Below are 23346 nucleotides of genomic sequence, written 5' to 3' on the forward strand. Positions count from 1 at the left end.
GGAGAGTCAGGAGAATAAAGTAGATGTCATTTATTAGAAAATACCCGCTTGCTACCTTCTTTATCTTGGCTTATGCGATCGCGTGGTTAGTTTGGGGTAGCGAAATCGCCGCAACCTTCGGCTGGATTTCCTTCCAACTCCCCGAAAACTTAGCCTTCTTTGGCATTAGCATATCAGCAGTGATGATTAGTGCGATCGCAGACGGAAAAGCTGGAATTAACAGATTCTTTAGCCAACTGGTGAGGTGGCGTGTCGGCGGGAAATGGTACGCGATCGCTTTCCTCATACCAGCTGGCATTAGTCTAGCAGCAATTGGTCTTCACATCCTGCTAGGCGGGAATCATCAAATCGCCACCATAATTCCATTGGAAGGAATATTACCCTTATTCATTGAACAAATCATCATCCATCTGTTAACTGAGGAACCAGGGTGGAGAGGATTTGCTTTACCAAGACTTCAGGAAAATTTTAGCGCCTTATGGGCCAGTTTCATCCTGGGTTTAAGCTGGGGAATGTGGCACTTTCCCTTATTTCTCCTCCCAGGAACACCTCAAGCTAATATCCCCTTTGTAGGTTTCCTCCTTTCCACGATAGCGATCGCGATTCTGATGACGTGGATCTACAACCATACAAAAGGCAGCGTATTACTCGCCGCATTCTTCCACGCTGCCTATAATACTACACTTGTCTTCTTTGGCACATTGTGGGGAGATTTGCGAGTCTTCTGGTTCTACGTCGCCATCACCTGGATAGCAGCGATTTTCGTTGTCATCATAGAAGGCGCAGCACATCTCGATCGTAAAAAGACACTCACAGCTACCTGAAATTATCCCCTCTCTGCGCCCTCAGCGCCTCGGCGGTTCGTTTCCCACAAGCAACCGTGTCTCCCCTGCTACCTTTTTGTAACAATTTCTGTAACAGGACAACTACCAGCATCCTATCGCGTCTAAATTCAGACAAAGACATGGCTAATCCTGCCATCAACAGGCAATGCTACTAAAAGATATCCGAGACTACCAAATTCTCTTTCTAACCTCATTTCTTGTCTTAGGAATTTCGACAAGAGACTGGACGCTACGACCAGATTTAATTTTAGTTGTAATAGTGACTTGCCTAGTTACTCAGTGGCTAGCAACATCCATCAAACAAAACCTACTCCAAGGAACTGAATTAACAACCAATACTCCCATCAAACCTTCATTTCGCAGCGCTTTAATTACAGCTTTAGGTTTAAGTTTGCTGCTAAGAGCTGATAATTACACCACAATGGTTTTAGCAGGTTCCTTAGCAATTTCAAGTAAATTTATTTTTCAAATTCATAACAAACATTTTTTCAATCCTGCCAATTTTGGTATTATTTCAGTTCTCATTTTGACACCCGATGCCTGGGTTTCCCCTGGACAGTGGGGGGATGATTGGTGGTATGCCTTGTTATTTGCAGGAACCGGAGGCATGATATTAAAACGAGTCGGGCGATGGGACACAACCGCTGCTTTTTTATGTTCCTATGCCCTTTTAGAAGCGATTCGCAATATCTGGCTTGGCTGGACGTGGGACGTATTTTTCCATCGTTTAACCAGCGGTTCTTTACTGCTGTTTGCCTTGTTTATGATTACAGATCCTCGGTCAATTCCCAACGCCAGAATCAGCCGCTTAATATGGGCTATTTCCATCGCCGTATTAACTTTTATCCTGCGGAATCAATTTTTTGTTTCTACCGCAGTTTTCTGGGCTTTATTTGCCCTAGCACCCTTAACTGTAATTTGGGATTTAGTTTGGAAAGCGCCCAGATTCTCGTGGTGGGATTCAGCAAATAAACCTGAAAATGCTGAAGATGAGCAGTATATACAAGCGTAAACACTTACTAAAATCAAAGAGGTGACAATGAAGTTATTTCGGATTTTCCAAACCTTACTTATAACTTGTCTAGCGGTTATTTGCTTTGCGCCTACAGCCTGGGCATTTTGTGGATTTTATGTCGCTAAAGCAGATACCAAATTATACAACAAAGCTTCTCAAGTAGTGATTGCGCGGAGTGGCGATCGCACTGTTCTAACTATGGCGAATGACTATCAAGGAGATGTCAAAGACTTCGCCTTAGTTGTCCCCGTTCCCACGGTACTTAAAAAAGACCAAGTTCGCGTTGGCGAACCCAAAATTATCGAACGTTTAGATGCTTTTAGTGCGCCGCGACTCGTCGAATATTTTGACGAAGATCCGTGTAATCCTGTCATGTACTCTCCAAGACCTGTATCCAGAGCAGCGATGGAACCTGGCGCAGCAAGAGGAAATAGAGACGAAAGCACTTTAGGTGTCACCGTAGAAGAACGTTTTACAGTCGGAGAATATGACATTGTAATCCTCAGCGCCAGAGAATCTAATGGTTTAGAAACTTGGCTAAATCGCAACGGCTATCGCATTCCCAGAGGTGCCAAACAACTGCTGCAACCATACATCCGGCAAAACATGAAATTCTTCGTTGCTAAAGTCAACTTAGGAGAATTTGAAAAGTCTGGGACTCAATTCCTGCGACCTTTGATGATGGCTTATGAATCTCCTAAATTCATGTTGCCGATTCGTCTAGGCATGATTAATTCTACCAGCGAACAAGACTTAATTGTTTATCTCTTATCGCCAAAAGGTCAGGCAGAAGTTACCAACTACCGCACAGTCAAAGTTCCCTCGGATGCTGAAATACCAGTATACGTTAAAAACGACTTTGGCAATTTCTACAAATCGATGTTCAAAAACGCCTATAATAGAGAAAATCAAAAAGTTGCATTTCTCGAATATGCGTGGGATATGGGTAGCTGCGATCCGTGTTCTGCGGAACCATTAAATCCAGAAGAACTGAAGAAAGCTGGTGTATTTTGGCTAGATAATTACCCTTCGGATATCCAGCAGTCAGCGCCCTTCAGGAGAGGCATTGTTCCCTCCAGTAATGTTTTTATCACTCGTCTTCATGTCCGCTATACCCGCGATAAGTTTCCGGAAGATTTGATGTTCCAAGAAACATCAAACCGTCAAAACTTCCAGGGTCGCTATATCCTGCGCCATGCTTTTACAGGGGAAGTTAAATGTCAAGCAGGACAACAATATAAAAAGTCTTTGCCGGGACGATTTGAACAAGAAGCGCAGACTTTAGCGAAGCTTACAGGGTGGAATATTCAGGATATTCGGAAAAAAATGCCTGTGGCACAAAGCAATTCTAGACCTTGGTGGCAAAATATTTTCCCTTGACACCATGACTTACGCACTTGCCGTGAACTAAAGTTCCGGCTCAAAGCTCAAACCCATTAAAATGGGTTGGTTTGAGGTTTTTTAGTCAGTTTCAACTGACTTGGGCTTTTAGCCAGGAAATAAATTTCCTGGTTCCAAGTGCGTAAGTCCTAAACACTTAAAGTGTCATAAGTTTACATTTCTGTTAAATAAGCAGGTTTTTTATGAAGCTTCCGTGAAGATGAGGCATCTTAAAACCTGCTTATTACCTTCATAGGGTTGTCTTAACGTGCGATCGCTACTGTGTGAGGAATAACGAAAGCTAAGTACAAACACGGTTGCTATGAAGATCCAGAAAGCTCTAATTTCCCGGTTCGATCGCCTTGTATCCGGAGGATTACTGACAGCAGGGATATTGGGAGCGATCGCGTCTGGGTCAGCCCAAGCCACCACCCTCCGCTTTGCCACATTCAACGCCTCACTAAACCGCAACGCTGAGGGTCAACTAATTACCGATTTGTCAACCCCCGACAACGTACAGGCCAAGACCGTTGCCGAAATCATCCAACGAGTCAACCCTGACGTACTGTTAATCAACGAATTCGACTATGTAGAAGGCGGTAAAGCAGCCCAACTATTTCAAAATAACTACCTTTCAGTTAGCCAGAATGGTGCTTCCCCCGCTGAATATCAATATCGCTACGTTGCACCATCCAACACTGGCATACCTTCCGGATTTGACCTAGACAACAATGGCACAGTCGGCGGCCCAAACGATGCCTATGGCTTCGGATTCTTCCCCGGACAGTTTGGCATGGCACTGTACTCCAAGTACCCAATTTTAGAAGAAAGCATCCGCACCTTCCAAACCTTCCTGTGGAAAGATATGCCGGGAGCCTTACTTCCCAACAACCCAGCGACACCCGAACCCAATGACTGGTACTCGGAAGCAGAACTTGAGGTAGTTCGTCTCTCCTCTAAAAGTCATTGGGATATCCCAATTAACGTTAACGGAGAGATTGTTCACGCCCTCCTTAGCCATCCTACCCCGCCAGTATTTGACGGCCCCGAAGACCGCAACGGTAGGCGGAATTTTGACGAAATTCGCTTTTGGGCAGACTATATCACGCCCGGAGAAGGCGATTACATCTACGACGATCAGCGCACCTTTGGAGGACTGAGTGCTGATTCAAGCTTTGTTATCATGGGCGACCAAAATTCAGATCCCTTTGATGGCGATAGCTTACCCGGTGCGATACAGCAATTGCTGGATAATCCCCTTGTCAATACCAGTGTCACTCCCACCAGCGAAGGCGGCCCAGAACAGGCAATTTTGCAAGGCGGTGCTAATCTAACCCATAAAAGCAACCCAGCATTTGATACAGCTGACTTTGCTGATGGTACACCCGGTAATTTGCGCGTAGATTACGTTTTGCCATCGCAGGATTTAGAGATTGTTGATGCAGCTGTATTCTGGCCTAAGAGCAGCGATCGCCTGTTTCCTCTAGTGGGGACGTTCCCATTCCCCAGTTCCGATCATCGCTTGGTGTGGACTGATGTTAAGGTGGCTGATGATAGCGCTAGCATACCTGAACCTTCCGCTACTCTGGGGATTTTCAGCCTTGGCATTCTGGGGATAATTGGCAAATCCCGCCGTCGCCGCAAACCGATTGTTTGAGTTAGCGTAGCGTAGGTTGGCTTGTGCAACGAAATCCAACACTCATAACCATTGGTTAGGTTTCCACACGGTAATCCCAATCTACAAATATTCTTAAGTGAACCGTATTGTTCTCTAAGATGCTTCTCTTTCCAGCAGCAAAGTAACAGGGCCATCATTCTCAATTTCTACCTGCATCATCGCCCCAAATTCACCCGTTTCAACTCGCACACTTTGGCGCAACTTCTCAACAAACTGTTCGTAAAGCTTTTTGGCAACATCTGGTGCAGCTGAACGGTCGAAGGAAGGGCGGCGACCTTTGCGACAATCTCCGTAGAGGGTGAACTGGCTAATTACTAACAGTTCGCCCCCGATTTCTTGAATCGATTTTTCCCAGCGTCCCGTCCCATTTTGCTCATCTGGAAATAAGCGTAATTCCAAACATTTTCGCGCTATCCAATCAAGTTCTGCTTCGGTATCCGTATCGGCAATGGCTACGAGTAAGTTAAGCCCTCGCCCAATTTTGCCGATGACTTTACCTGCAACCTCAACTTGAGATGATTTAACTCGCTGAACGACAACGCGCATAATTAGTCATTAGTCATTACATCTGTAGGGACATGGCATTGCCATGTCCCTACCAAACGTTAGAACCGCAATGTATTCGACCCAAGAGAGAAACGCTATAAACTATTAGCAATTAGCTAATTACTATTTCCCGAACCCTTTGCCACGACTTGCAGAGGGGAGACAGACACATTTCTGGATTTGGTCGCGCAGGGTTTCTTTATCTAAATCCTGACCAATCAGCACCATCTGGGTTTTCGGTTGACCTTTCCAATCTTCATCGTCAATACTAAACCGCTTGCCACAGAGGTGGAAAATATGCCGTCTGGGGCTTTCGTCAAACCAAAGAATCCCTTTGGCACGGAAGACGGTAGAAGGTAATTGATTATCTAAGAAATTTTGAAACTTCTTGATAGCAAAAGGCTTGTCGCTTTCAAAAGAAATTGAGGTAAACCCGTCATTTTCCAGGTGGTGCGAGTGGTGGTGATGGTCGTGGTCGTGGTCATGAGTGCAAACATCATGTTCATGATCGCAAGCACTATGGTCGTGATGGTCGTGATGGTCGTGATGGTCATGGTGGTCGTGGTCGTGTTCCGATTCAACCTCTAAATACCTGTCAGACTCAAACAAACCGACGCTGAGAATCAAAGGCAATGACACCTGTGCGCGTGCGGTTCGCAGAATTCTGGCATCAGTTTTCATGTCCCGAATTCTAACTTCCAGCGAATCCAAGTCAGCTTCATCTACCAAATCTGCTTTGTTTAGTAGAATAATGTCACCATAGGTAATCTGGCTGGTGGCGGCTTCGCTGTTGAACAAATCGAGACTGAAATTTTCTGAATCTACCACCGTGATAATAGAATCCAGGCGGGTCATGTCTCGCAGTTCCGTCCCTAAAAAGGTGAGTGCAACTGGCAAAGGATCTGCGAGTCCGGTTGTTTCCACTACCAGATAATCTATTTTGTCTTCGCGTTCCAGAACTTTGTAAACTGCCTCAACCAAATCGTTATTAATGGTGCAGCAGATACAACCGTTACTCAACTCCACCATGTCTTCTCCGGTGGTGACAATCAGTTCATTGTCAATGCCGATTTCACCAAATTCATTGACCAGAACAGCGGTTTTCACGCCTTCCTGATTGCTTAAGATGTGGTTGAGGAGCGTGGTCTTGCCGCTGCCAAGGAAACCTGTAATGATCGTGACAGGCAAGCCGTGTTTCGGGGAATCGATTGCTGGGGATTGGTCAGGTTTAACTGCTGGTTGCATAACGCGACTGTCGAAAAGGTCAGAAAATGGAACTATGTAAAGATCGGCAGGGCATTAAATGCAGATATTTGCATCCCTGCTACCCACCTTTATTATGGCTTGTTACACGGCATGGAAAAGAACGAAGCTGATAAGATGCCGATGCCGTTTAACATGGAGGCAAGCGATCGCTGGTGTTAACCCTCCGATTTTACAGATGCGATGATATATTGCGTCTCTACGGCTACACAAACAAAGCTTGTCTGCGCTGACTATAATCAATCCAAAGTTTATGACCCTATCACTCTACAACACCCTAACCCGTCGTAAGGAATCCTTTGAACCCCTCAATCCCGGTAAAGTCGGGATGTACTACTGCGGCGTAACGGTGTACGATTACTGCCACTTGGGTCATGCTAGAGCTTGCATAGTTTGGGATGTGACGCGCCGCTATCTGCAATTTCTCGGCTATGATGTGCGCTACGTACAGAATTTTACTGATATTGATGACAAAATCCTCAATCGAGCCAGGCTTGAGGGTTCAACGATGGAGGAAGTCGCAGAACGCTATATCCAAGCTTATTTTGAGGATATGGCACGGCTGAATATCCAAGAAGCTGATGAATATCCCCGCGCTACTCACACAATAGATGGAATTAAGCGGCTGATTCACGAGTTGGAACAGAAAGATTTTGCTTATCCTTCGGCTGGCGATGTCTACTATGCAGTTCGTGAATTTCCGGAGTATGGGAAGCTTTCGGGACGCAAGTTAGAAGATATGCAGGCTGGCGCAAGTAATCGGGTTGAGGTGGAACCGGAAGCGTCTAAGAAAAAAGATCCGTTTGATTTTGCTTTGTGGAAGGCTGCTAAACCAGGGGAACCTGCGTGGGAGTCGCCTTGGGGTGATGGTCGTCCGGGATGGCATATTGAATGCTCGGCTATGGTGCGCGATCGCTTGGGCGAAACTATAGATATCCACGCTGGCGGTGCTGACTTAATTTTCCCCCACCACGAAAATGAAATTGCTCAATCAGAAGCAGTAACAGGCAAGCCTTTATCTCGTTACTGGTTGCACAATGGTATGGTAACGGTGAATGGCGAGAAGATGTCTAAGTCTCTGGGCAACTTTATCACCATTCGGGAGTTACTTGATCGTCCAGTTGACCCGATGGCAGTGCGGTTATTTGTTCTTACAGCACAGTACCGCAAACCTATCGACTTTACCGATGAAGCCATACAAGCTGCTACCAACGGTTGGAATACCTTAAAAGAAGGTCTGCTGTTTGGCTACCAGTACGGTAAACAGTTAGGTTGGAGAGTGGAACAACAAGAAAATCTTCCAATCCCCAGTCCCCAATCCCCAACCCCCAATCCCTTTGTTGAGAGATTCCAAACAGCAGTCGATGATGACTTAAATTTTCCTGGCGGTTTAACAGTATTGTTTGAACTGGCAAAGGAATTAGGCAAGCAAGGGCATATTTTAGTTCACCAGGGTAAAACTGAGACACCACCGGAAGAGTTACAAGTTCGGTGGCATACTTTGGTTGATTTGTCAACAGTTTTAGGCTTAGAAGTGGGGGCGCAAGACATAGCTTCGCTAGAGGATGAAACTGCTGGTGATATAAGCGATGCGGAGATTGAGGCGGAGATTGAAAAGCGACAGGAAGCGCGGAAAGCGAAGAATTTTGCTGAAAGCGATCGCATTCGCAACGAACTAGCTGCCCAAGGCATTACCCTAATTGATAGCCAAGAGGGTACGCGCTGGCATCGCAACTAAAGATTGGGAATTGGGGATTGGGGATTGGGGATTGGGGAAGAGGAAAAAATCTTACCTAGTCCCTAGTCCCTAGTCCCCTTGTCAATGTGTGATCAAAATAGTAAGTTTTAGTGACAATCCTCAAGTTGAAACAAATTGTGTTTTGGTTTTGCGATCGCGATCGTGTGGTTCAAAAAGACTTTTCATATCAGGCCCAGAGGGGATAATCCCGCCTGGATTGAGTGGAAATAGATTGCCGTAGTAATCCCGCTTCACAGCGTCTATATCACAGGTGTCAGCAACACCGGGAAGTTGATATAAATCACAAAGGTAGGCACCGAGATTTTCATAGTCTTTGATTCTCTTGCGGTTGCACTTGAACAGCCCGTAATACACAGCATCAAAGCGGAACAGCGTAGTAAATAAACGCACATCTGCTAGTGTCACGTTGTCGCCGCACACATATCGACTTGTCGCCAGCACTGCGTCAATCTCATTCAGGGCAACAAATAGCTCATCACAGGCTTTTTCATAAGCCGCCTGTGACTGAGCAAAGCCGCAACGGTACACGCCATTATTCACAGCATCGTAAATTTTGTCGTTCCAAAGGTCAATGGTTTCTTTGAGTTCTTCTGGGTAGAGATCCAGTTCGGGATGTTTACTAAACTCATTAAAGGCTGAGTTCAGCATCACGATAATCTCTGCACTCTCGTTGTTGACGATAGTTTTTGTTTGTTCGTCCCAGAGAACCGGAACCGTGCAACGTCCGCTATAGCCTGGTTGCGCCAACTGATACAACTCCGGTAAGGTGTGGCAACCCTCGTAGGGGTCGTCTAATACCCAAATGCCCGCATCAGAGGAAGGGGAAGCGATGGACACGCTGATCACATCTTCCAGTTTCTTAAGCGATCGCGCAACTAATGTACGATGCGCCCAAGGACAGCCCAACCCCACAAAAAGGCGGTAACGTCCTGCGGCTGGCTGGTATAAATTCCCTTCCTCAGTCCCGACAAAATTCCGAAACTGGCTCTTAGGGCGGACATACTCACCCGATTTTTGAGATGGGGCAAGCTGAGACATCATCAGATGCCAGATTGTCGTCCAGACGAACTTTCCGAGTTTAACAATTATTCCCGGAGGAAGGGACTTACTTTTTTTGTTAATTCCAACAGTGGTTTGTGACATGATCCTCAAGAACGTATCGGGAGAATAGAGAAAATCTTAAACTCGGTGTGTTATTTCAATTTGGTAATCATCCCTAATCTTCTTGAGAGGAAATTGCACAAATTTTGCATCACCTGTCAGCTTCCAATCAAACTTGTGCAGCAAATTAGAGGCAAATATCTTAGTAACAACCATCGCCAACTGCGCCCCTAAACAAGCGTGTACGCCGCCACCAAAGGGGATGAACTCATACATTTTACCTTCACTGCGAGGAGGCAGGAATCGCTCTGGAGCAAATACCTCCGGTTCGTGAAAGTATTCTGGCATGATATGTGCAATTCGCGGTTCTGCCATCACAGAGCAGCCCTGTTTATACAGCACCCCATCCAGTACCACCGACTTAGTGAGTCGGCGGTTGGCAGTAGAACTAGGAGGTAGTGTGCGTAGCGTTTCTTTGATGGTTGCCTCTAGGAATACCATCTGCTTCAGATGTTCGGGTAAGAAGGTGCTGATATTGCTTTGTTTGCCCATCACCTGAGTTTGTTCTTCCCGCAGCCGCTGTAGTACCTGTGGGTGGTGTCCAAGTTGGTATATCAGGGAAGCCACCAGCCCCGAAATTTCATAGTGTGAAGCCCACAACTGTAGCAGACACTGGTTTTCAATCAAGGCATCGGTAAAGACTCCATCCGGGTTTTCTTCCTGACTGGCTAGCATCATTGAGAGGAAGTCTACTGTGGGGTCAATGACTCCGCCCTGTGTCCGCCGTCGCCGTACAACTGCACGCATGAACTCAAGTAACTCGGCACGTGCTTTCCAGCCCCTACCGTAGGCTGTAAAGGGTGACTTCCACTTTAACAAGCCATAGAAACCATCAAAAAAGGTCTTGTACAACGCCTTTAGTTCGGCTTTGGAGGATACAGGTAGTCCCTCAAAAGTGGTTGGATCGGCGTCATTCAAGCTGACTCCCAACAGCAGGGGGACGAGTACATCAAAGCAAATATTCTCCACTGCTGGGTAGAGTGCTAGTCTACTGGGGGTGGGCCACTGGGAGATGCCTAGCGCGATCGCACTCTCAATCGCCGGCGCATATCTCTCAAGTACCTGACCAGTCAGTCCGGGACGCAGTGCGCTTTTGCGCTGGCGATGCAAATCGGGACGCTGAAACAGACTGTACTCGCCAAACATATCCATCGTGGTTGCTGGCAAGGCAATCTCTGTGTATTTCAAGTCCCCGTTAAATGTCATTTGAGTAGCTTTAGCTGAACCGACAAAGACAGTAGTGCCACCAAAGACACTGGTGTTAAAAATGGCACCGTACTTTTCTAGATTTTGGCGACAGAAGCGATCCGGATTGGCAATGTAATTTAATGTGTCTGACCACTTTGGCTTTCGCGGTGGCGCGATCGCATCTTTTGGTGGTGCTTGTCCTTCCTCTAGTACCAATACCTCGTCGATATCTTGGTTCATAACTATGCCAGCTGTGTCATGTTAGATGCTGTTGAGAATCTCTATAGGAACCACCTGCACTATTTGGCTAAAACCTGCCGCAGTGCTTCCAAAAGTCGATCTACACTCTCTGAACGACTGTTAAAGCCCATCAAACCCACACGCCAGACTTTACCAGCCAGTTCCCCTAATCCGCCCCCAATTTCTATATTGTGTTCCATCAGCAGCTGACGCGCGATCGCCTTCCCATCCAAACCCTCTGGAATGCAAACCGTAGTAAGCGTTGGCAAACGAAACTCTCGTTCAACGTGCATGGTGAGTCCTAAATCTTCTAACCCCTCCCAGAGATACTCAACATTCTTTTGGTGACGCATCCAGGAATTTTCTATTCCTTCTTCGGCAATCAAACGCAGCGCTTCTCGCAGCGCATAGTACAAGTTAATCGGGGCAGTGTGGTGATAAGTGCGTTCTTGGCCCCAATACTTACTCAACAACGTCATATCCAGATACCAGTTAGCCACCTTAGTGCGACGTTGTTGCATTTTATCAACCGCACGGGGACTCATTGTAAACGGCGAAGCACCGGGCGGACAACCTAACCCTTTCTGGCTGCAACTATAAGCTAGGTCAACCTTCCACTCATCCAGAAACAAGGGAACACCACCCAAACTGGTGACAGTATCCACCAACAGCAGACAGTCAAATTCACGACAGAGGTCGCCGACTCCTTCCAATGGTTGACGCGCCCCGGTGGATGTCTCAGCATTAACCAAAGCCAGGATAGCAGGGCGATGAGTTTCCAAGGCGCTGCGGAGTTCGTCTAGGGCGAACACCTGTCCCCAAGGCTTGGTAATGGTTCGCACATCGGCACCATAGCGTCCGGCCATATCAACAAGACGGTTGCCGAAGTAACCATTCACACCAATTAGAACCACATCACCCGGTTCAGTAACATTGGCGATAGTTGCTTCCATTGCGGCGGTTCCTGTACCGCTTACTGCAATGGTGAGTGGATTTTCCGTTTGCCAAACATAGCGCAGTAAGGTCTGGATTTCGTCCATCAGTCCCAGGAATGCTGGGTCGAGGTGTCCCACAGGAGGAGTATTCATCGCCTGAAGTACGGCGGGATGGGCATTTGAAGGCCCTGGCCCCAGTAGCAGACGAGTTGGTATTTTTAAAGGGGCGAGTTGCAGCCGAGCCGTGTTGTTAATGGAGGATGTTAGCATTATGTTAGCATTATTTATTCTTGGGTTAATCGAGCGAGCAATAACTTAGAGTTTAAAGTTAGCTGGCTGCAAGTAAGTAGATCAATCTAATTATTTGTAGGATTGCAGGATAGGTAGAGCTTTATCGTTACCCACCAAACCCTTACCAATATTGGGTTTCGCATCCCAGGGGACTCTCACTCGGATGACTGCTGACTATCGGCAAAAATTGCAGCAGCAAGTCGCCAATCTTCCAGCCGTCGGTAGTATCGGTTTATTTACACAAGGACTGGAACTTGTGCAGTTAGCATGGTTAAACGCAGCTAAATGTCATTAATCATCTTTCAAAAATTGAAGCCTTGCCGTTGCTGTAAATTTGGAGTGTTTTGGATTTTAGATATTCTCTGGCTGAATTATCCTGCTTGAGGTAAGCATCCCAGAAAGCAATACTTGCGCTCTGAAGGTAAGTATGAATATCATTTATAGCTTGCATTTCTAATTTGGATATTTCTGTGCTGCGTTTGTAATCATTATAGGAAGAGTGATCAGCATTTTGAATAAGAGTATGATATTTATTGCCTGGAGGCATATATTTAAAAGGTTCCAACCTCCACGATTTAGGTTTTCCTTTTCCTCCTGTTTCCTTAGTTCCACTTACTGTCATTACAGGCGCTTTAATTTCATTCCAAGAGCTTTTAGTTAAACCATAAGTACCACTTCCTTGAGAAGATATCCCTATAAAGGCGCAGGCGCGATCATCTTGAAAAGTGATGTTTGGCTGTTGAGGTATGTCCACTAACGCGCCAGCAATCAATATTGCTGTGTAAGCACCATAGGAATGACCAGAGACACCTATGTGGGAGTAGTCTATTTTTTGGGTTAATGGGGGAATATTGCCTTCTAGTTGCTTGAGGGAGTCGATGAGGAAGGATATGTCGGCAGCGCGATCGCGCCATTGTTGGGGGTCTTTACTGCTGTTCTCAAGTGCCTCACGTCCGCCACTCTGAAACACAGATTTGTCGCTGCCAAAATGAGTTGGATGGATGGAAATATAGCCATGACTAGCCCAAAAGCGCCCCAGGTAGGAAAAGGCATTTTTTGATCCCCCCGAACCATGCGAAAAAATAATGACAGGGAATAATCCTGATGCTTGAGGGTAGTAAATTTTAATCGGCACTTGGCGCAAAGCATTAGCGCTATTAGTGTATCGCTCAAGAATGAAATTATTTATGATTCCAACTGGATTTATGCCCAAAATATGCTTATGCAAGTTCAAGTAAGACACAATAAAACTGGAAAAAATAAATTGTAAATTGTTCTTATTACTCGTGGATTGTTCCGTCGGGCATGACTGCCCCTTCTAGTATGACCTGCTTTAAATCTACAGCTCTCAGGTTAGCATTAGTTAAATTTGATTTACTCAAGTCTGCTCCTTTCAAAATTGCCCCGCTTAAATCGGCTCCCCGAAGATTAGCTCCAGACAAATTAACTCCCAAAAGAATTGCTCCAGATAGCTTAGCACCGCACAGATTAGCTTTTGTTAAGTTAGCTTTTGTTAAATTCGCCCCACTCAAGTCTACAGCCTGTAAATTAGCTTTTTGAAGCGATACATTGGGAGCAATCAAGTATGCTCCTGAAGCCATCGGGTCAAAATCTTGGGGAAAGCGAGTAGCTGGGTTGTAGAGAACTTGCTGTAAGTTGGCTCCGATTAAATTAGCCCCAGTTAGGTCGGCGCGTCTCAGGTCAGCTCCGGTGAGATTAGCGTCGCACAGATTCGCATTTTCCAGCTTAGCCGCTTTAAGATTAGCCCTAGTGAGATTAGTTTTACTTAGGTTGGCTGCACTCAAAGATGCCCCACTCAGGTTAGCATTTGGCAAATCTAGCTGTTGCAAATCAACTCCCACAAGGGAAGTACAAGGAGCAATTAAGAACGCTCCGGCTTGATGTGGCTCAAAATCTTTAGGAAATCGCGTCTGCTGGTTGTAACAAGCTCCAACTAGGTTAGCTGTTGCTAAATCGCTACCACTTAAATCAGCATCAGTCAGATTTGCTTGAGCTAAATCAGTTTTTCGCAAAGAGGCTCCCACCAAGCAGGCGGCGCGAAGATTAGCTTTGCACAGCTTACTATTGTTGAGATTTGCTTGAGCTAAATTAGCTCCCACTAACTCAGAAAAAGGCGCGATTAAGTATGCTTTAGCAGTATTTGGCTCAAAATCGCTGGGAAACTGAGTTTCCTGGTCGTAGAGAACTTGGGCTAATTGTGCTTGTTGCAGGTTGGCTTGGCTGAGGTTGGCGCCTCTGAGGTCTGCTGCAATTAAACTCGCTCCTGCAAGGTTGGCGTGTTGCAGGTTAGCTTCCCTGAGATTGGTTTGATTTAATATTGTGGCGCTGAGGTTAGCGTGTTGCAGGTTTGCCTTGCTGAAGTTGGCTTGGGTTAAGTTAGAGGATGCAAGGTTGGCTTGTGGTAGATTGGCTGCTGGTAAGTCTACCCCTACTAAATGGACTTTAGGAGCGATTAAGTACGCTCCTGCTGAAATTGGATCGAAGTTTTCCGGGAACTCGGTGGTAGCATCGTAGAAAACTCCTTGAAGGTTGGTTCCCATTAGATTTGCTCCCCTTAGATTTGCCCCAGACAAATCGGCTTTACTCAGATTCGCCCCGCTCAAATCTACAGCCTGTAAATTAGCTTTTTGGAGCGATACATTGGGAGCAATCAAGTATGCTCCTGAAGCCGTCGGGTCAAAATCTTGGGGAAAGCGAGTAGCTGGGTTGTAGAGAACTTGCTGTAAGTTGGCTCCGATTAAATTAGCCCCAGTTAGGTCGGCGCGTCTCAGGTCAGCTCCGGTGAGATTAGCGTCGCACAGATTCGCATTTTCCAGCTTAGCCGCTTTAAGATTAGCCCTAGTGAGATTAGTTTTACTTAGGTTGGCTGCACTCAAAGATGCCCCACTCAGGTTAGCATTTGGCAAATCTAGCTGTTGCAAATCAACTCCCACAAGGGAAGTACAAGGAGCAATTAAGAACGCTCCGGCTTGATGTGGCTCAAAATCTTTAGGAAATCGCGTCTGCTGGTTGTAACAAGCTCCAACTAGGTTAGCTGTTGCTAAATCGCTACCACTTAAATCAGCATCAGTCAGATTTGCTTGAGCTAAATCAGTTTTTCGCAAAGAGGCTCCCACCAAGCAGGCGGCGCGAAGATTAGCTTTGCACAGCTTACTATTGTTGAGATTTGCTTGAGCTAAATTAGCTCCCACTAACTCAGAAAAAGGCGCGATTAAGTATGCTTTAGCAGTATTTGGCTCAAAATCGCTGGGAAACTGAGTTTCCTGGTCGTAGAGAACTTGGGCTAATTGTGCTTGTTGCAGGTTGGCTTGGCTGAGGTTGGCGCCTCTGAGGTCTGCTGCAATTAAACTCGCTCCTGCAAGGTTGGCGTGTTGCAGGTTAGCTTCCCTGAGATTGGTTTGATTTAATATTGTGGCGCTGAGGTTAGCGTGTTGCAGGTTTGCCTTGCTGAAGTTGGCTTGGGTTAAGTTAGAGGATGCAAGGTTGGCTTGTGGTAGATTGGCTGCTGGTAAGTCTACCCCTACTAAATGGACTTTAGGAGCGATTAAGTACGCTCCTGCTGAAATTGGATCGAAGTTTTCCGGGAACTCGGTGGTAGCATCGTAGAAAACTCCTTGAAGGTTTGTCTGTTGCAAGTTAACTTCTTGCAAAGAAGCTCCACTCAAATTTGCTCCCAGCAGACTTGCTTCTAATAAGAATGCCCCACTCAAAGAAGCCCCATTCAAATTTGCTCGATTCAAAGAAGCCCCATTCAAATTTGCTCGATTCAAAGAAGCCCCATTCAAATTTGCTCGATTCAAGTTTGTCTTAACTAAATTTGCTTCACTTAGATTTGCTCTACATAAATTGGCATTTCTTAGGTCTGCCCAACATAAGATTGTATCAGTCAAATTTGCTTCACTTAGGTCGGCTCTAACTAGATTCACCTCAATTAGAGCCGACCCACTCAAATTGCTCCCAGTTAATTTTGCTTCAGCCAAAATCGCCTGACATAGGGTTGCCTGATTCATAATTGCCTCAGTTAAATCAACTTTACTGAGGTCTGCATCATTTAGGTTGGTACCACTTAGATTGACCTTACGAAAATCCCGTTCGCCTAGAGAATATCGTTTCAGTACTGCGTTTCTACTGTTATATTCAGGCATTGTTTCTCAAAATCGCTGAAACTAAAAAATATGCGAGCGAAATTTGCCTGTTGTACTAAGGAAGCCAAGACCAAACTTCAACTTGGATGAAGCGGGCAATTGGACGAGTAAACGCCACAATGACTGGCTTTGTCCCTCCATTGACCTTGGCATAACCAGACATTCCGGTTTTCAAAAGTCTCTGGGAATCGGAATTGGGGATTTCTACATTAACCTTGACAACTTGTGTGGCGGGTTGGCTAGGTTCATCGGTAGCAATCGGTTCAATAGAAACTATTTTTCCCCATATAGGTTTATCGGGATATGCTAAAAGCTTAATTTCCACCTGATTGCCAACTGCAAATTCACCTATGTTATCTTCTGGAATCGATATCTGACCGATAAAGTTGCGATCGTTCTCAGCCACAGCAAACGTATCGCCTTCCTTTAGGTAAGTACCTAGTTTTTGCCCAAGATACGAAGTGGTTAAATGACCATCAATGGGCATTAGTAGCTTGGTCGTTTTTAGTTGCTCATTAGCATATTTCAATTGTTGTTGTACCCGATTCAGATTAGCGCGAGCAGCTTTAACATCCCGACGAGCAGCTTCTATTTCATCTGGAGGCGCTCCACTCAAAACTACCTGGAGATCGGCTTCTGATTTCTCTACATCTTTTTGCTTTCTGGCGATAATATCGCGCATTGCTTCTGTATTGATGCGGTCTGTTTCCGCCTGTTTTTGTGCCTCTTCCAGTAATTGTAAAGAATAAGCCCCTTGTTTATATAAACCTTCAAAACGTGCAGCTTGACGAGCGCTAAACTGGGCTTTGGTCATGGCAACTTCTAGCTGCCTTTTAGAAACTTCTACTTCTTGTTTAGCAACTTCTAGTTCTTTTTTTGCCACTTCTACTTCTTGTTTGCTGGGAGTATTTAGCAGTTGATTGACTTTATCTTGCTGCTTTTCCAGAACGGCTTGCTGTTCGTTTACTTGCTGCTGCAATGTTAAGATGCTGTTATTTAGATCGGTTGATTCCATTGTGGCAATTACGGTTCCGGATTTGATCAATTTACCGTTGCCGCCCTCAAAGAATACTTTGGTAATTTTTCCAGAAATTGGGGCTTGAATTTTTGCTTGTGCAGGAGGCATTAACTGAATGGGGCCACCTGGTTTGTAGGGGTAGGGCAAGAAAAGGACAATGCCTAAGCCAACAAGAAGTAAAATTTTGACTAAGTTATTTGTTTTGAAACGGGTTTTCTTGGCTATGTGTAAGTGTGCCTTTTCCGGTACATTTACTTCACGATCAACTACGGGAGAGGGATTCGGATTTTTGCCTTTTTGCGTCATCCTTGACCATTTTTTGCTCGTCCAATATAAGGTCATTGATGCGATCGCGCCGATAAAGATGAATCTGGTACTTCTACCGAAAATATCTGGGTAACTTAGTACTAGCCCTTTGGCAGTAGAAAAAACTACTTTTGTCATCAGGTAGAACCAAAAAGATATGATGACCAGCGCATATAGTAGTAAACTCCACTTCTGACCGGAGGATATTGTTGTTGGCAAGGAGCGACCCTGGATTGTAAACATAAAGGTTTGCAAAGCTCGCTGAAACAACTGGGGGGGAAGCTTAAAAAGAAGAACAAAAAATCTATAACCTTCACCCCAAATAGGAAGGATAAGTATCAAGAAGCCAAAAAGACCAGCTTGGGCAAAGAAAAGACCCATCAGCGGCAAGCTTGTTCCTGTTCCATGCGTGCAATACCAAATAAATGTTCCTATAACGAAAAAGAAAAGTCTGGCTAATAAGGGACTGGCAATTGTCCACAATTGCCCTCTACGGCTAAGCTGTCGATAGCCACGTCTATCGTTCTGAAAACGGGGAAGAATGCCAAATCTTAGCTGCAAGGCAAACTCTTTTACTGTTCCACCTAAAGCAGTACAAACTATGCCTTGAATTAGTCTACTGATTATGTTTATTGACATCATGTTAACCAGAATCTTAACAAAGTAAGCTTCCGGTACTGAAAATGTTTTTATGTCTTGCCAAATAGCATATTGTTCTTTAAAATAAATTAAAAGTGCTAAAGGTACGCCCGGAATAAGTAACCAAATTAAAGCTTTAAAAAACCATCCAAAAGGTCGTAAAAATTTCGCTACAAATGTGTATAATGGATCAGGATTAAAAAGTTTCCATCTAAATTCTTTAAGATGTTCTACTTTTTGGGTACGAGGCTTTTGGTTGACTTTTTCTTCTTGGCTTTTTTCTACTGATTCCTTTGAGATATCTGGTTGGACAAAATCGTCTGTTTCTTGGAATGAAACCAATGAAGAAGATGAAGAAAAAACTGGAGTGTCGCAGGGTTCTAATAAGCCATAGCTGGTTATCTGTTCGGCAAACTGATTAAAATCATTCTCTGTAATTGACAGATCGAAACGACTTTTAAAGGCGGCGATTATTTGAGATGTAGTAGAAATTCCATTTATAGATTGACAGAGAAAATATTCCTCTTCTCCAAACTCAAAAGTTTCTCCGGAAATGGGATCTTTGATAAGATGAATTTTGCTGTCTGTTTCTTTATTAGTAGTAAATGTAACGATCAGATCCTGTCGCAGCCGGGTTTGTGATACTTTATACATGGTAAAAAAGCCCTGAATTTCGCTTGCCTTGGGTTACTATGATTTGGACAAATGTTAAAAAGTTGCCGTGTTTTTTGGCAATGGTGCAAGTGCAAAGTAATTCTAAGAGCAACAGCAATGGGAGGTTTTAGCCATTGATAATGTAGTACCGAGGTAATGTTATGCCATGCTGCAAGCATCTTTTTTAGCATAACTTATGTTAATTACTGTATTAGTTTAAACAAGGTTATAATGTAAACTTCCAGATTTCAATGCGGCTCTTTTGTTGCTGTTGATGTTTTGAGCCTATAGAAACTAATATAGCTGGTATGGCTGGGGCGACTCATTGCTGATAGGAATTTTTGAGCGATCGCAAATAAACTTTACCTAAAATCATCGTATGCACCAGGCGAGAGGTGTTGAGCAGCGCAACAGCTACGGTTGCACCCAAGACGCTGCTACTAGCATCACTTATAAAAATTTTAGCAGGCGACCAGTTCCACTAGAAGACTTACTGCCAGCAGCGTAGTAGCTATCAACAAAAGCGCTAAAAGTGAGGATGGTATATAAACTAAATATTCTGGGAACGGCGAATATTAGCGATCGCGTCGATGACGCGCTGTAGGTCTTCAGTTGTTAAGTTGGAACCAGAAGGCAAGCAGAGACCACGCTCAAATAAACTTCCAGCGATCGCACCACCGATGCCTTCACAGCCAGCGAAGACGGGTTGCAGGTGCAAGGGTTTCCAAACGGGACGAGCTTCAATTTGCTCATTTGCTAGGGCTATGCGAATTTCTTCCCGGTCGGCACCAAAGGCACTTGGGTCAATTGTAAGGCAGGTGAGCCAGCGAGTAGCGCGTCCAAAGCCTGCTTCGGGCATAAATTCGATTCCGGGCAGGTTTCCCAAAGCTTGTTGGTAAACCTCAAAGTTGTGTCGTCTGGCTTGAACTCTGCTTTCCAAAACGCGCAATTGTCCGCGACCAATTCCTGCTAAAACGTTGCTGAGCCGATAGTTATAGCCAATTTCTGAATGTTGGTAATGAGGGGCGCGATCGCGGGCTTGGGTTGCCAGGAAACGGGCTTTTTCCACCAAGTTTGGGTCATTTGAAACCAACATACCGCCGCCAGAGGTGGTAATAATTTTATTACCGTTAAAGGAGTAGATACCAATGCGACCAAAGGTTCCCGGCGATCGCCCTTGGTAAGTGGCTCCCAAAGATTCGGCAGCATCTTCGATGAGTGGGATGGAGTAGCGATCGCACGCTTCTAAAATTGGAGCGATGTCGGCGCTTTGTCCGTAGAGATGGACAAGTACGACGGCTTTGGGCAATTTGCCGAGTTTAGCTCGGCGATCGAGTGCTTCCCGTAATAGATTGGCATTCATGTTCCAAGAAGTGTGATCGCTATCGATAAAGACGGGTTTTGCCCCCAGGTAGGTGATTGGGTTAGCAGTGGCAATAAAGGTGAGTGTGGAGCAAAAAACTTCATCGCCTGGCTCAATGCCAATTAATCTTAGAGCAAGATGCAGTGCAGCCGTTCCCGAACTCACAGCAGCAGCATAAGCAGCGCCGACGACTTCACAAAATTCTTCCTCAAAAGCGTCCACATGAGGGCCAACGGGTGCAATCCAGTTGGTGTCAAAAGCTTCTTTAACGAACTCCAGTTCGCGATCACCCATGTGAGGGGTGGAAAGGAGAATTGGTTTGATCATGTACCCTCAGTGTGAATAGTTTGTCTTAATAATTCTGGCTGGGCAACCGTAAGCTAAACAATCGGAAGGTAGAGATTGAATGACCACTGAGCCAGCGCCACAGGTTGTCTGAGTGCCAATTTCTACACTGGGAATTACGCTAGTGCCAACCCCCAAAAACACACCTGCACCTAACTTGACCTGGCCGCACAGAGAACAGCCTGGGGCAATGTGGCAGAAACCGCCAATTTGACAATCGTGGTCGATAGTGACTCCCGTGTTCACAATGGCGTGTTTGCCGATTTTGGTGTCGGTATTGATTGCCGCATTAGCCATCACCACAGTTCCAGGGGCAATGTCAACGCCGAGGGCAATCTGAGCTGAAGGATGGATCGCTGTTGTGAAGGAATGACCTTGACCCTCTAGCTTAAGAGCAATCTGCTGGCGGATGCTGTTATTGCCGATGGCAACGATCCACTGACAGCGATCGCATCTAATAGCAGCCAGTGTTTCTCTAGCTGAGTGAACAGGGATGCCATGAATTTGAGTAATTCCTGCTGGCGGGTTGTCATCGACTAGGGCTGTTACCTTTCGCCCCTGCCGCTGGAGGATATCTAGAATCACTTTGGCGTGTCCGCCACAACCGTAGAGATATATGTCCAAGGCGTGTCACCTCTACTCGGTTGAGGATGGGCTACCCTGAAACTCACTCATGGTGGCGTGATTCGGATGGGAGATACCTTCCCGCTTCAATACTTTGACAAGGGTTAGGAATAAAATCTTCAGATCAAGCCACAGGTTCCAGTGGTCAACATACCAAACGTCGAACTTAAATTTTTCCTCCCAGCTGAGGGTATTGCGACCGTTGACTTGCGCCCAACCAGTAATACCGGGTTTAACTTCGTGGCGCCGGGCTTGTTCGGGGCTGTAGCGGTCTAAGTATGACACTAGCAGGGGGCGGGGGCCAACAAAGCTCATGTCACCCTTGAGAACGTTCCACAGTTGGGGGAGTTCGTCCAGACTGGTTTGACGCAGGAATCGTCCGAACAATGTGAGGCGTTGTACGTCAGGAAGCAGATTTCCAGAATCGTCGCACTCATTGGTCATGGTGCAGAATTTGTAGAAGGTGAAAATGCGACCATTTTTACCAGGGCGGGGTTGGATAAAAAAAATCGGGCGACCCATGCGAGTGTAGATGGCGATCGCAATGATTATTAGCAGGGGAGAAAATAGGAGGAGAGCGATCGCTGCAACGAATCGGTCCAACATCGACTTAACCAGTCGGCTGGACTTGGTGAAATAATTGATAGAACTAGCTTTGACCTTCATCCCTGCAACACTTTTTCTAGATAATCAACGAACTGATTAGCTAAGGCTTCCCGACTGAAACTGGACTCTGCCAACTGACGAGCATTTTTGCCCCTAATGAGGGTTTCTTGTCGATTATCCGCCAACTGACTTAAGGCATTAGCAAAAGCTACAGCATCGTTAGGGGGGCAGGTAATACCACAGTAATGCCCATCGATCAATTCTGCTAGCCATCCAGGGTAATTGTTAAGGACTGGCAGCCCGCAGGCGATATAGTCAAAAAACTTATTGGGCGATGTGCCGTAGTAAAATGCAGGGACATTTGCCAAAATCATCAAACCTACATTTGCTGTTGCCATCACTTTTGCCAATTCCAACTTGGGCATTGGCTGAAAAAATAGACAGTTATCCAGTCCTTCTTCCGTGGCTCGTTGAATAAAATTGGGTTTTAGCTTGCCATCACCAATCAATACCAGCTTAATATCTGTCCGTCCTTTCTCTTTTAAAACCTTTCCTGCATCTAGCAAAGCATCTAAACCGTTGGCCTTGCCGTGGGCACCGCAAAACAGTGCTACAAAATCATCATCTCTAATTCCAAGTAAATTGCATTTAGCTTCTGGATTAGGTTTGAAAAGCTCAAGATCGCAACCGTTGGGAATCATGGTTACTTTAGCGCTAGGTTTTCTGCATACAATCCCCTTCACAATTCCAGGTGAAAGTCCAATACAGGCATCTGCTGTATGGTAAGCCAGCCATTCCAATATATCCAAGGCTTTCAGAAGCAGAGGATTAGTAATGACTCCCATTGCCTTAGGGAGTTCTGGCCATAAGTCTCGCACCTCAAACACAAATGGGCGATTCTTAAAGGCTTTCATAACGATCCCAGGAATTGCCACTGTCAGGGGAGTTGTGGTGGCAAATAAAAGGTTATACTCAGCGGTCAGTGCTAGTTTTATGCTTCCTAGAGCAAAGCGGAGAAATATCCAACTTCTTTTCAGCAAATTATCATAGTTGGAGTAAGGCAGGTAAAATTCTATTACTTCAATACCATCTACGATACCCTGACGTACGCCGTTAATGAAATCACTGGTAAGACCTGTATTTCCCATGTTATAGGAACCACAAACCATTGTTACCTGATGCCCTCGCGCAATTAAGCGTCGAGCCATTTCATAAGATCGAGTTCCGGTTGCTCCAGTAGGTGTGGTGAAATGTTGATGAAAATAAAGCACACGCATTTGAGTTAAGCCGCGCCTGGAACTAGGAGTATTTTAATCACTTTTTC

Annotated in this window: 19 protein-coding genes; 7 read left to right on the plus strand and 12 right to left on the minus strand. The window is 45.5% G+C overall.

The genetic code is table 11. The features are described 5' to 3' along the window. The first annotated feature begins 23 nt into the window (after positions 1-23). From NDI42_RS07975 to NDI42_RS07990, 4 genes are all read left to right on the plus strand, one after another. Positions 24-824 carry a type II CAAX endopeptidase family protein gene (locus NDI42_RS07975; RefSeq protein ID WP_190456795.1) on the plus strand — a complete coding sequence of 267 codons (801 nt, stop codon included), beginning with the start codon at positions 24-26 and terminating at the stop codon, positions 822-824. A gap of 166 nt (positions 825-990) precedes the next feature. After that, on the plus strand, positions 991-1857 hold the full coding sequence (locus NDI42_RS07980; RefSeq protein ID WP_190456796.1) for an RnfABCDGE type electron transport complex subunit D: 867 nt from the start codon (positions 991-993) through the stop codon (positions 1855-1857). Positions 1858-1884: 27 nt separating this feature from the next. Then, a complete protein-coding gene (locus NDI42_RS07985; protein ID WP_190456798.1) occupies positions 1885-3240 on the plus strand; it encodes a DUF2330 domain-containing protein in 1356 nt (451 codons plus the stop codon). Positions 3241-3562: 322 nt separating this feature from the next. Continuing rightward, positions 3563-4897, plus strand: coding sequence for an endonuclease/exonuclease/phosphatase family protein (locus NDI42_RS07990; protein ID WP_190456800.1), 1335 nt, complete (start codon positions 3563-3565; stop codon positions 4895-4897). A gap of 114 nt (positions 4898-5011) precedes the next feature. On the opposite strand, the gene dtd is transcribed toward NDI42_RS07990, so the two are convergent. Together dtd and NDI42_RS08000 are read right to left on the minus strand one after the other, a co-directional pair. Beyond that, entirely contained in the window at positions 5012-5464 is a 453-nt protein-coding gene (dtd, locus tag NDI42_RS07995; protein WP_190456802.1) for a D-aminoacyl-tRNA deacylase, read from the minus strand. Positions 5465-5587: 123 nt separating this feature from the next. Beyond that, a complete protein-coding gene (locus NDI42_RS08000) occupies positions 5588-6709 on the minus strand; it encodes a CobW family GTP-binding protein (protein ID WP_190456804.1) in 1122 nt (373 codons plus the stop codon). 271 nt (positions 6710-6980) lie between these two features. Here NDI42_RS08000 and cysS point away from each other — a divergent pair, with 271 nt between their 5' ends. Next, positions 6981-8465, plus strand: coding sequence for a cysteine--tRNA ligase (gene cysS / locus NDI42_RS08005; RefSeq protein WP_190456806.1), 1485 nt, complete (start codon positions 6981-6983; stop codon positions 8463-8465). Positions 8466-8585: 120 nt separating this feature from the next. Here cysS and NDI42_RS08010 read toward each other — a convergent pair whose 3' ends face one another. From NDI42_RS08010 to NDI42_RS08020, 3 genes are read right to left on the minus strand one after another with little or no spacing between them, the layout of a single operon-like run. Then, positions 8586-9629, minus strand: a complete 1044-nt coding sequence (locus NDI42_RS08010) for a glutathione S-transferase family protein (RefSeq protein WP_190456808.1) — start codon at positions 9627-9629, stop codon at positions 8586-8588. 36 nt (positions 9630-9665) lie between these two features. After that, positions 9666-11075, minus strand: coding sequence for a cytochrome P450 (locus NDI42_RS08015; RefSeq protein WP_190456810.1), 1410 nt, complete (start codon positions 11073-11075; stop codon positions 9666-9668). Positions 11076-11134: 59 nt separating this feature from the next. Continuing rightward, on the minus strand, positions 11135-12283 hold the full coding sequence (locus NDI42_RS08020) for an aminotransferase class V-fold PLP-dependent enzyme (protein ID WP_190456881.1): 1149 nt from the start codon (positions 12281-12283) through the stop codon (positions 11135-11137). Positions 12284-12464: 181 nt separating this feature from the next. Here NDI42_RS08020 and NDI42_RS08025 point away from each other — a divergent pair, with 181 nt between their 5' ends. Next, the gene (locus tag NDI42_RS08025) at positions 12465-12596 is read left to right on the plus strand and encodes a hypothetical protein (protein WP_277876854.1); all 132 of its coding nucleotides are present in this window, start codon (positions 12465-12467) and stop codon (positions 12594-12596) included. Here NDI42_RS08025 and NDI42_RS08030 read toward each other — a convergent pair whose 3' ends face one another. The 3 genes from NDI42_RS08030 to NDI42_RS08040 are packed head-to-tail and all read right to left on the minus strand — an operon-like array spanning position 12597 to position 19084. Then, positions 12597-13529 carry an alpha/beta hydrolase family protein gene (locus NDI42_RS08030; RefSeq protein WP_348231392.1) on the minus strand — a complete coding sequence of 311 codons (933 nt, stop codon included), beginning with the start codon at positions 13527-13529 and terminating at the stop codon, positions 12597-12599. 52 nt (positions 13530-13581) lie between these two features. Continuing rightward, positions 13582-16467, minus strand: coding sequence for a pentapeptide repeat-containing protein (locus NDI42_RS08035; protein WP_190456814.1), 2886 nt, complete (start codon positions 16465-16467; stop codon positions 13582-13584). 55 nt (positions 16468-16522) lie between these two features. Next, positions 16523-19084: an HlyD family secretion protein gene (locus tag NDI42_RS08040; RefSeq protein WP_190456817.1), complete on the minus strand. Its 2562-nt coding sequence runs from the start codon at positions 19082-19084 to the stop codon at positions 16523-16525. Positions 19085-19463: 379 nt separating this feature from the next. Here NDI42_RS08040 and NDI42_RS08045 point away from each other — a divergent pair, with 379 nt between their 5' ends. After that, positions 19464-19592: a hypothetical protein gene (locus tag NDI42_RS08045; protein WP_277876855.1), complete on the plus strand. Its 129-nt coding sequence runs from the start codon at positions 19464-19466 to the stop codon at positions 19590-19592. A gap of 42 nt (positions 19593-19634) precedes the next feature. Here the strand turns inward: NDI42_RS08045 and NDI42_RS08050 are convergent, their stop codons facing one another. The 4 genes from NDI42_RS08050 to NDI42_RS08065 are packed head-to-tail and all read right to left on the minus strand — an operon-like array spanning position 19635 to position 23299. Next, complete coding sequence (locus tag NDI42_RS08050) at positions 19635-20774, minus strand: aminotransferase class I/II-fold pyridoxal phosphate-dependent enzyme (protein ID WP_190456819.1); 1140 nt, start codon at positions 20772-20774, stop codon at positions 19635-19637. A gap of 6 nt (positions 20775-20780) precedes the next feature. Next, positions 20781-21416 carry an acetyltransferase gene (locus NDI42_RS08055; protein WP_190456821.1) on the minus strand — a complete coding sequence of 212 codons (636 nt, stop codon included), beginning with the start codon at positions 21414-21416 and terminating at the stop codon, positions 20781-20783. Positions 21417-21428: 12 nt separating this feature from the next. Further along, positions 21429-22082, minus strand: coding sequence for a sugar transferase (locus NDI42_RS08060; RefSeq protein ID WP_190456823.1), 654 nt, complete (start codon positions 22080-22082; stop codon positions 21429-21431). Next, on the minus strand, positions 22079-23299 hold the full coding sequence (locus NDI42_RS08065; RefSeq protein ID WP_190456826.1) for a glycosyltransferase family 4 protein: 1221 nt from the start codon (positions 23297-23299) through the stop codon (positions 22079-22081). The genes NDI42_RS08060 and NDI42_RS08065 overlap by 4 nt, the downstream gene beginning before the upstream one ends. Positions 23300-23346 lie beyond the last annotated feature (47 nt).

It is taken from the genome of Funiculus sociatus GB2-C1 (assembly GCF_039962115.1).
Taxonomy (GTDB): Bacteria; Cyanobacteriota; Cyanobacteriia; order Cyanobacteriales; family FACHB-T130; genus Funiculus; species Funiculus sociatus.

Excerpts from the sequence above, each read along its gene's own strand:
- cysS (WP_190456806.1), top strand. The coding sequence starts at position 6,981 with ATGACCCTATCACTCTACAACACCCTAACCCGTCGTAAGGAATCCTTT.
- dtd (WP_190456802.1), bottom strand. The coding sequence starts at position 5,464 with ATGCGCGTTGTCGTTCAGCGAGTTAAATCATCTCAAGTTGAGGTTGCA.
- NDI42_RS08035 (WP_190456814.1), bottom strand. The coding sequence starts at position 16,467 with ATGCCTGAATATAACAGTAGAAACGCAGTACTGAAACGATATTCTCTA.
- NDI42_RS08065 (WP_190456826.1), bottom strand. The coding sequence starts at position 23,299 with ATGCGTGTGCTTTATTTTCATCAACATTTCACCACACCTACTGGAGCA.
- NDI42_RS08060 (WP_190456823.1), bottom strand. The coding sequence starts at position 22,082 with ATGAAGGTCAAAGCTAGTTCTATCAATTATTTCACCAAGTCCAGCCGA.
- NDI42_RS08015 (WP_190456810.1), bottom strand. The coding sequence starts at position 11,075 with ATGAACCAAGATATCGACGAGGTATTGGTACTAGAGGAAGGACAAGCA.
- NDI42_RS07985 (WP_190456798.1), top strand. The coding sequence starts at position 1,885 with ATGAAGTTATTTCGGATTTTCCAAACCTTACTTATAACTTGTCTAGCG.
- NDI42_RS07990 (WP_190456800.1), top strand. The coding sequence starts at position 3,563 with ATGAAGATCCAGAAAGCTCTAATTTCCCGGTTCGATCGCCTTGTATCC.
- NDI42_RS08040 (WP_190456817.1), bottom strand. The coding sequence starts at position 19,084 with ATGTATAAAGTATCACAAACCCGGCTGCGACAGGATCTGATCGTTACA.
- NDI42_RS08050 (WP_190456819.1), bottom strand. The coding sequence starts at position 20,774 with ATGATCAAACCAATTCTCCTTTCCACCCCTCACATGGGTGATCGCGAA.
- NDI42_RS08010 (WP_190456808.1), bottom strand. The coding sequence starts at position 9,629 with ATGTCACAAACCACTGTTGGAATTAACAAAAAAAGTAAGTCCCTTCCT.
- NDI42_RS08000 (WP_190456804.1), bottom strand. The coding sequence starts at position 6,709 with ATGCAACCAGCAGTTAAACCTGACCAATCCCCAGCAATCGATTCCCCG.
- NDI42_RS07975 (WP_190456795.1), top strand. The coding sequence starts at position 24 with ATGTCATTTATTAGAAAATACCCGCTTGCTACCTTCTTTATCTTGGCT.
- NDI42_RS08045 (WP_277876855.1), top strand. The coding sequence starts at position 19,464 with ATGCACCAGGCGAGAGGTGTTGAGCAGCGCAACAGCTACGGTTGCACC.
- NDI42_RS08025 (WP_277876854.1), top strand. The coding sequence starts at position 12,465 with ATGACTGCTGACTATCGGCAAAAATTGCAGCAGCAAGTCGCCAATCTT.
- NDI42_RS07980 (WP_190456796.1), top strand. The coding sequence starts at position 991 with ATGCTACTAAAAGATATCCGAGACTACCAAATTCTCTTTCTAACCTCA.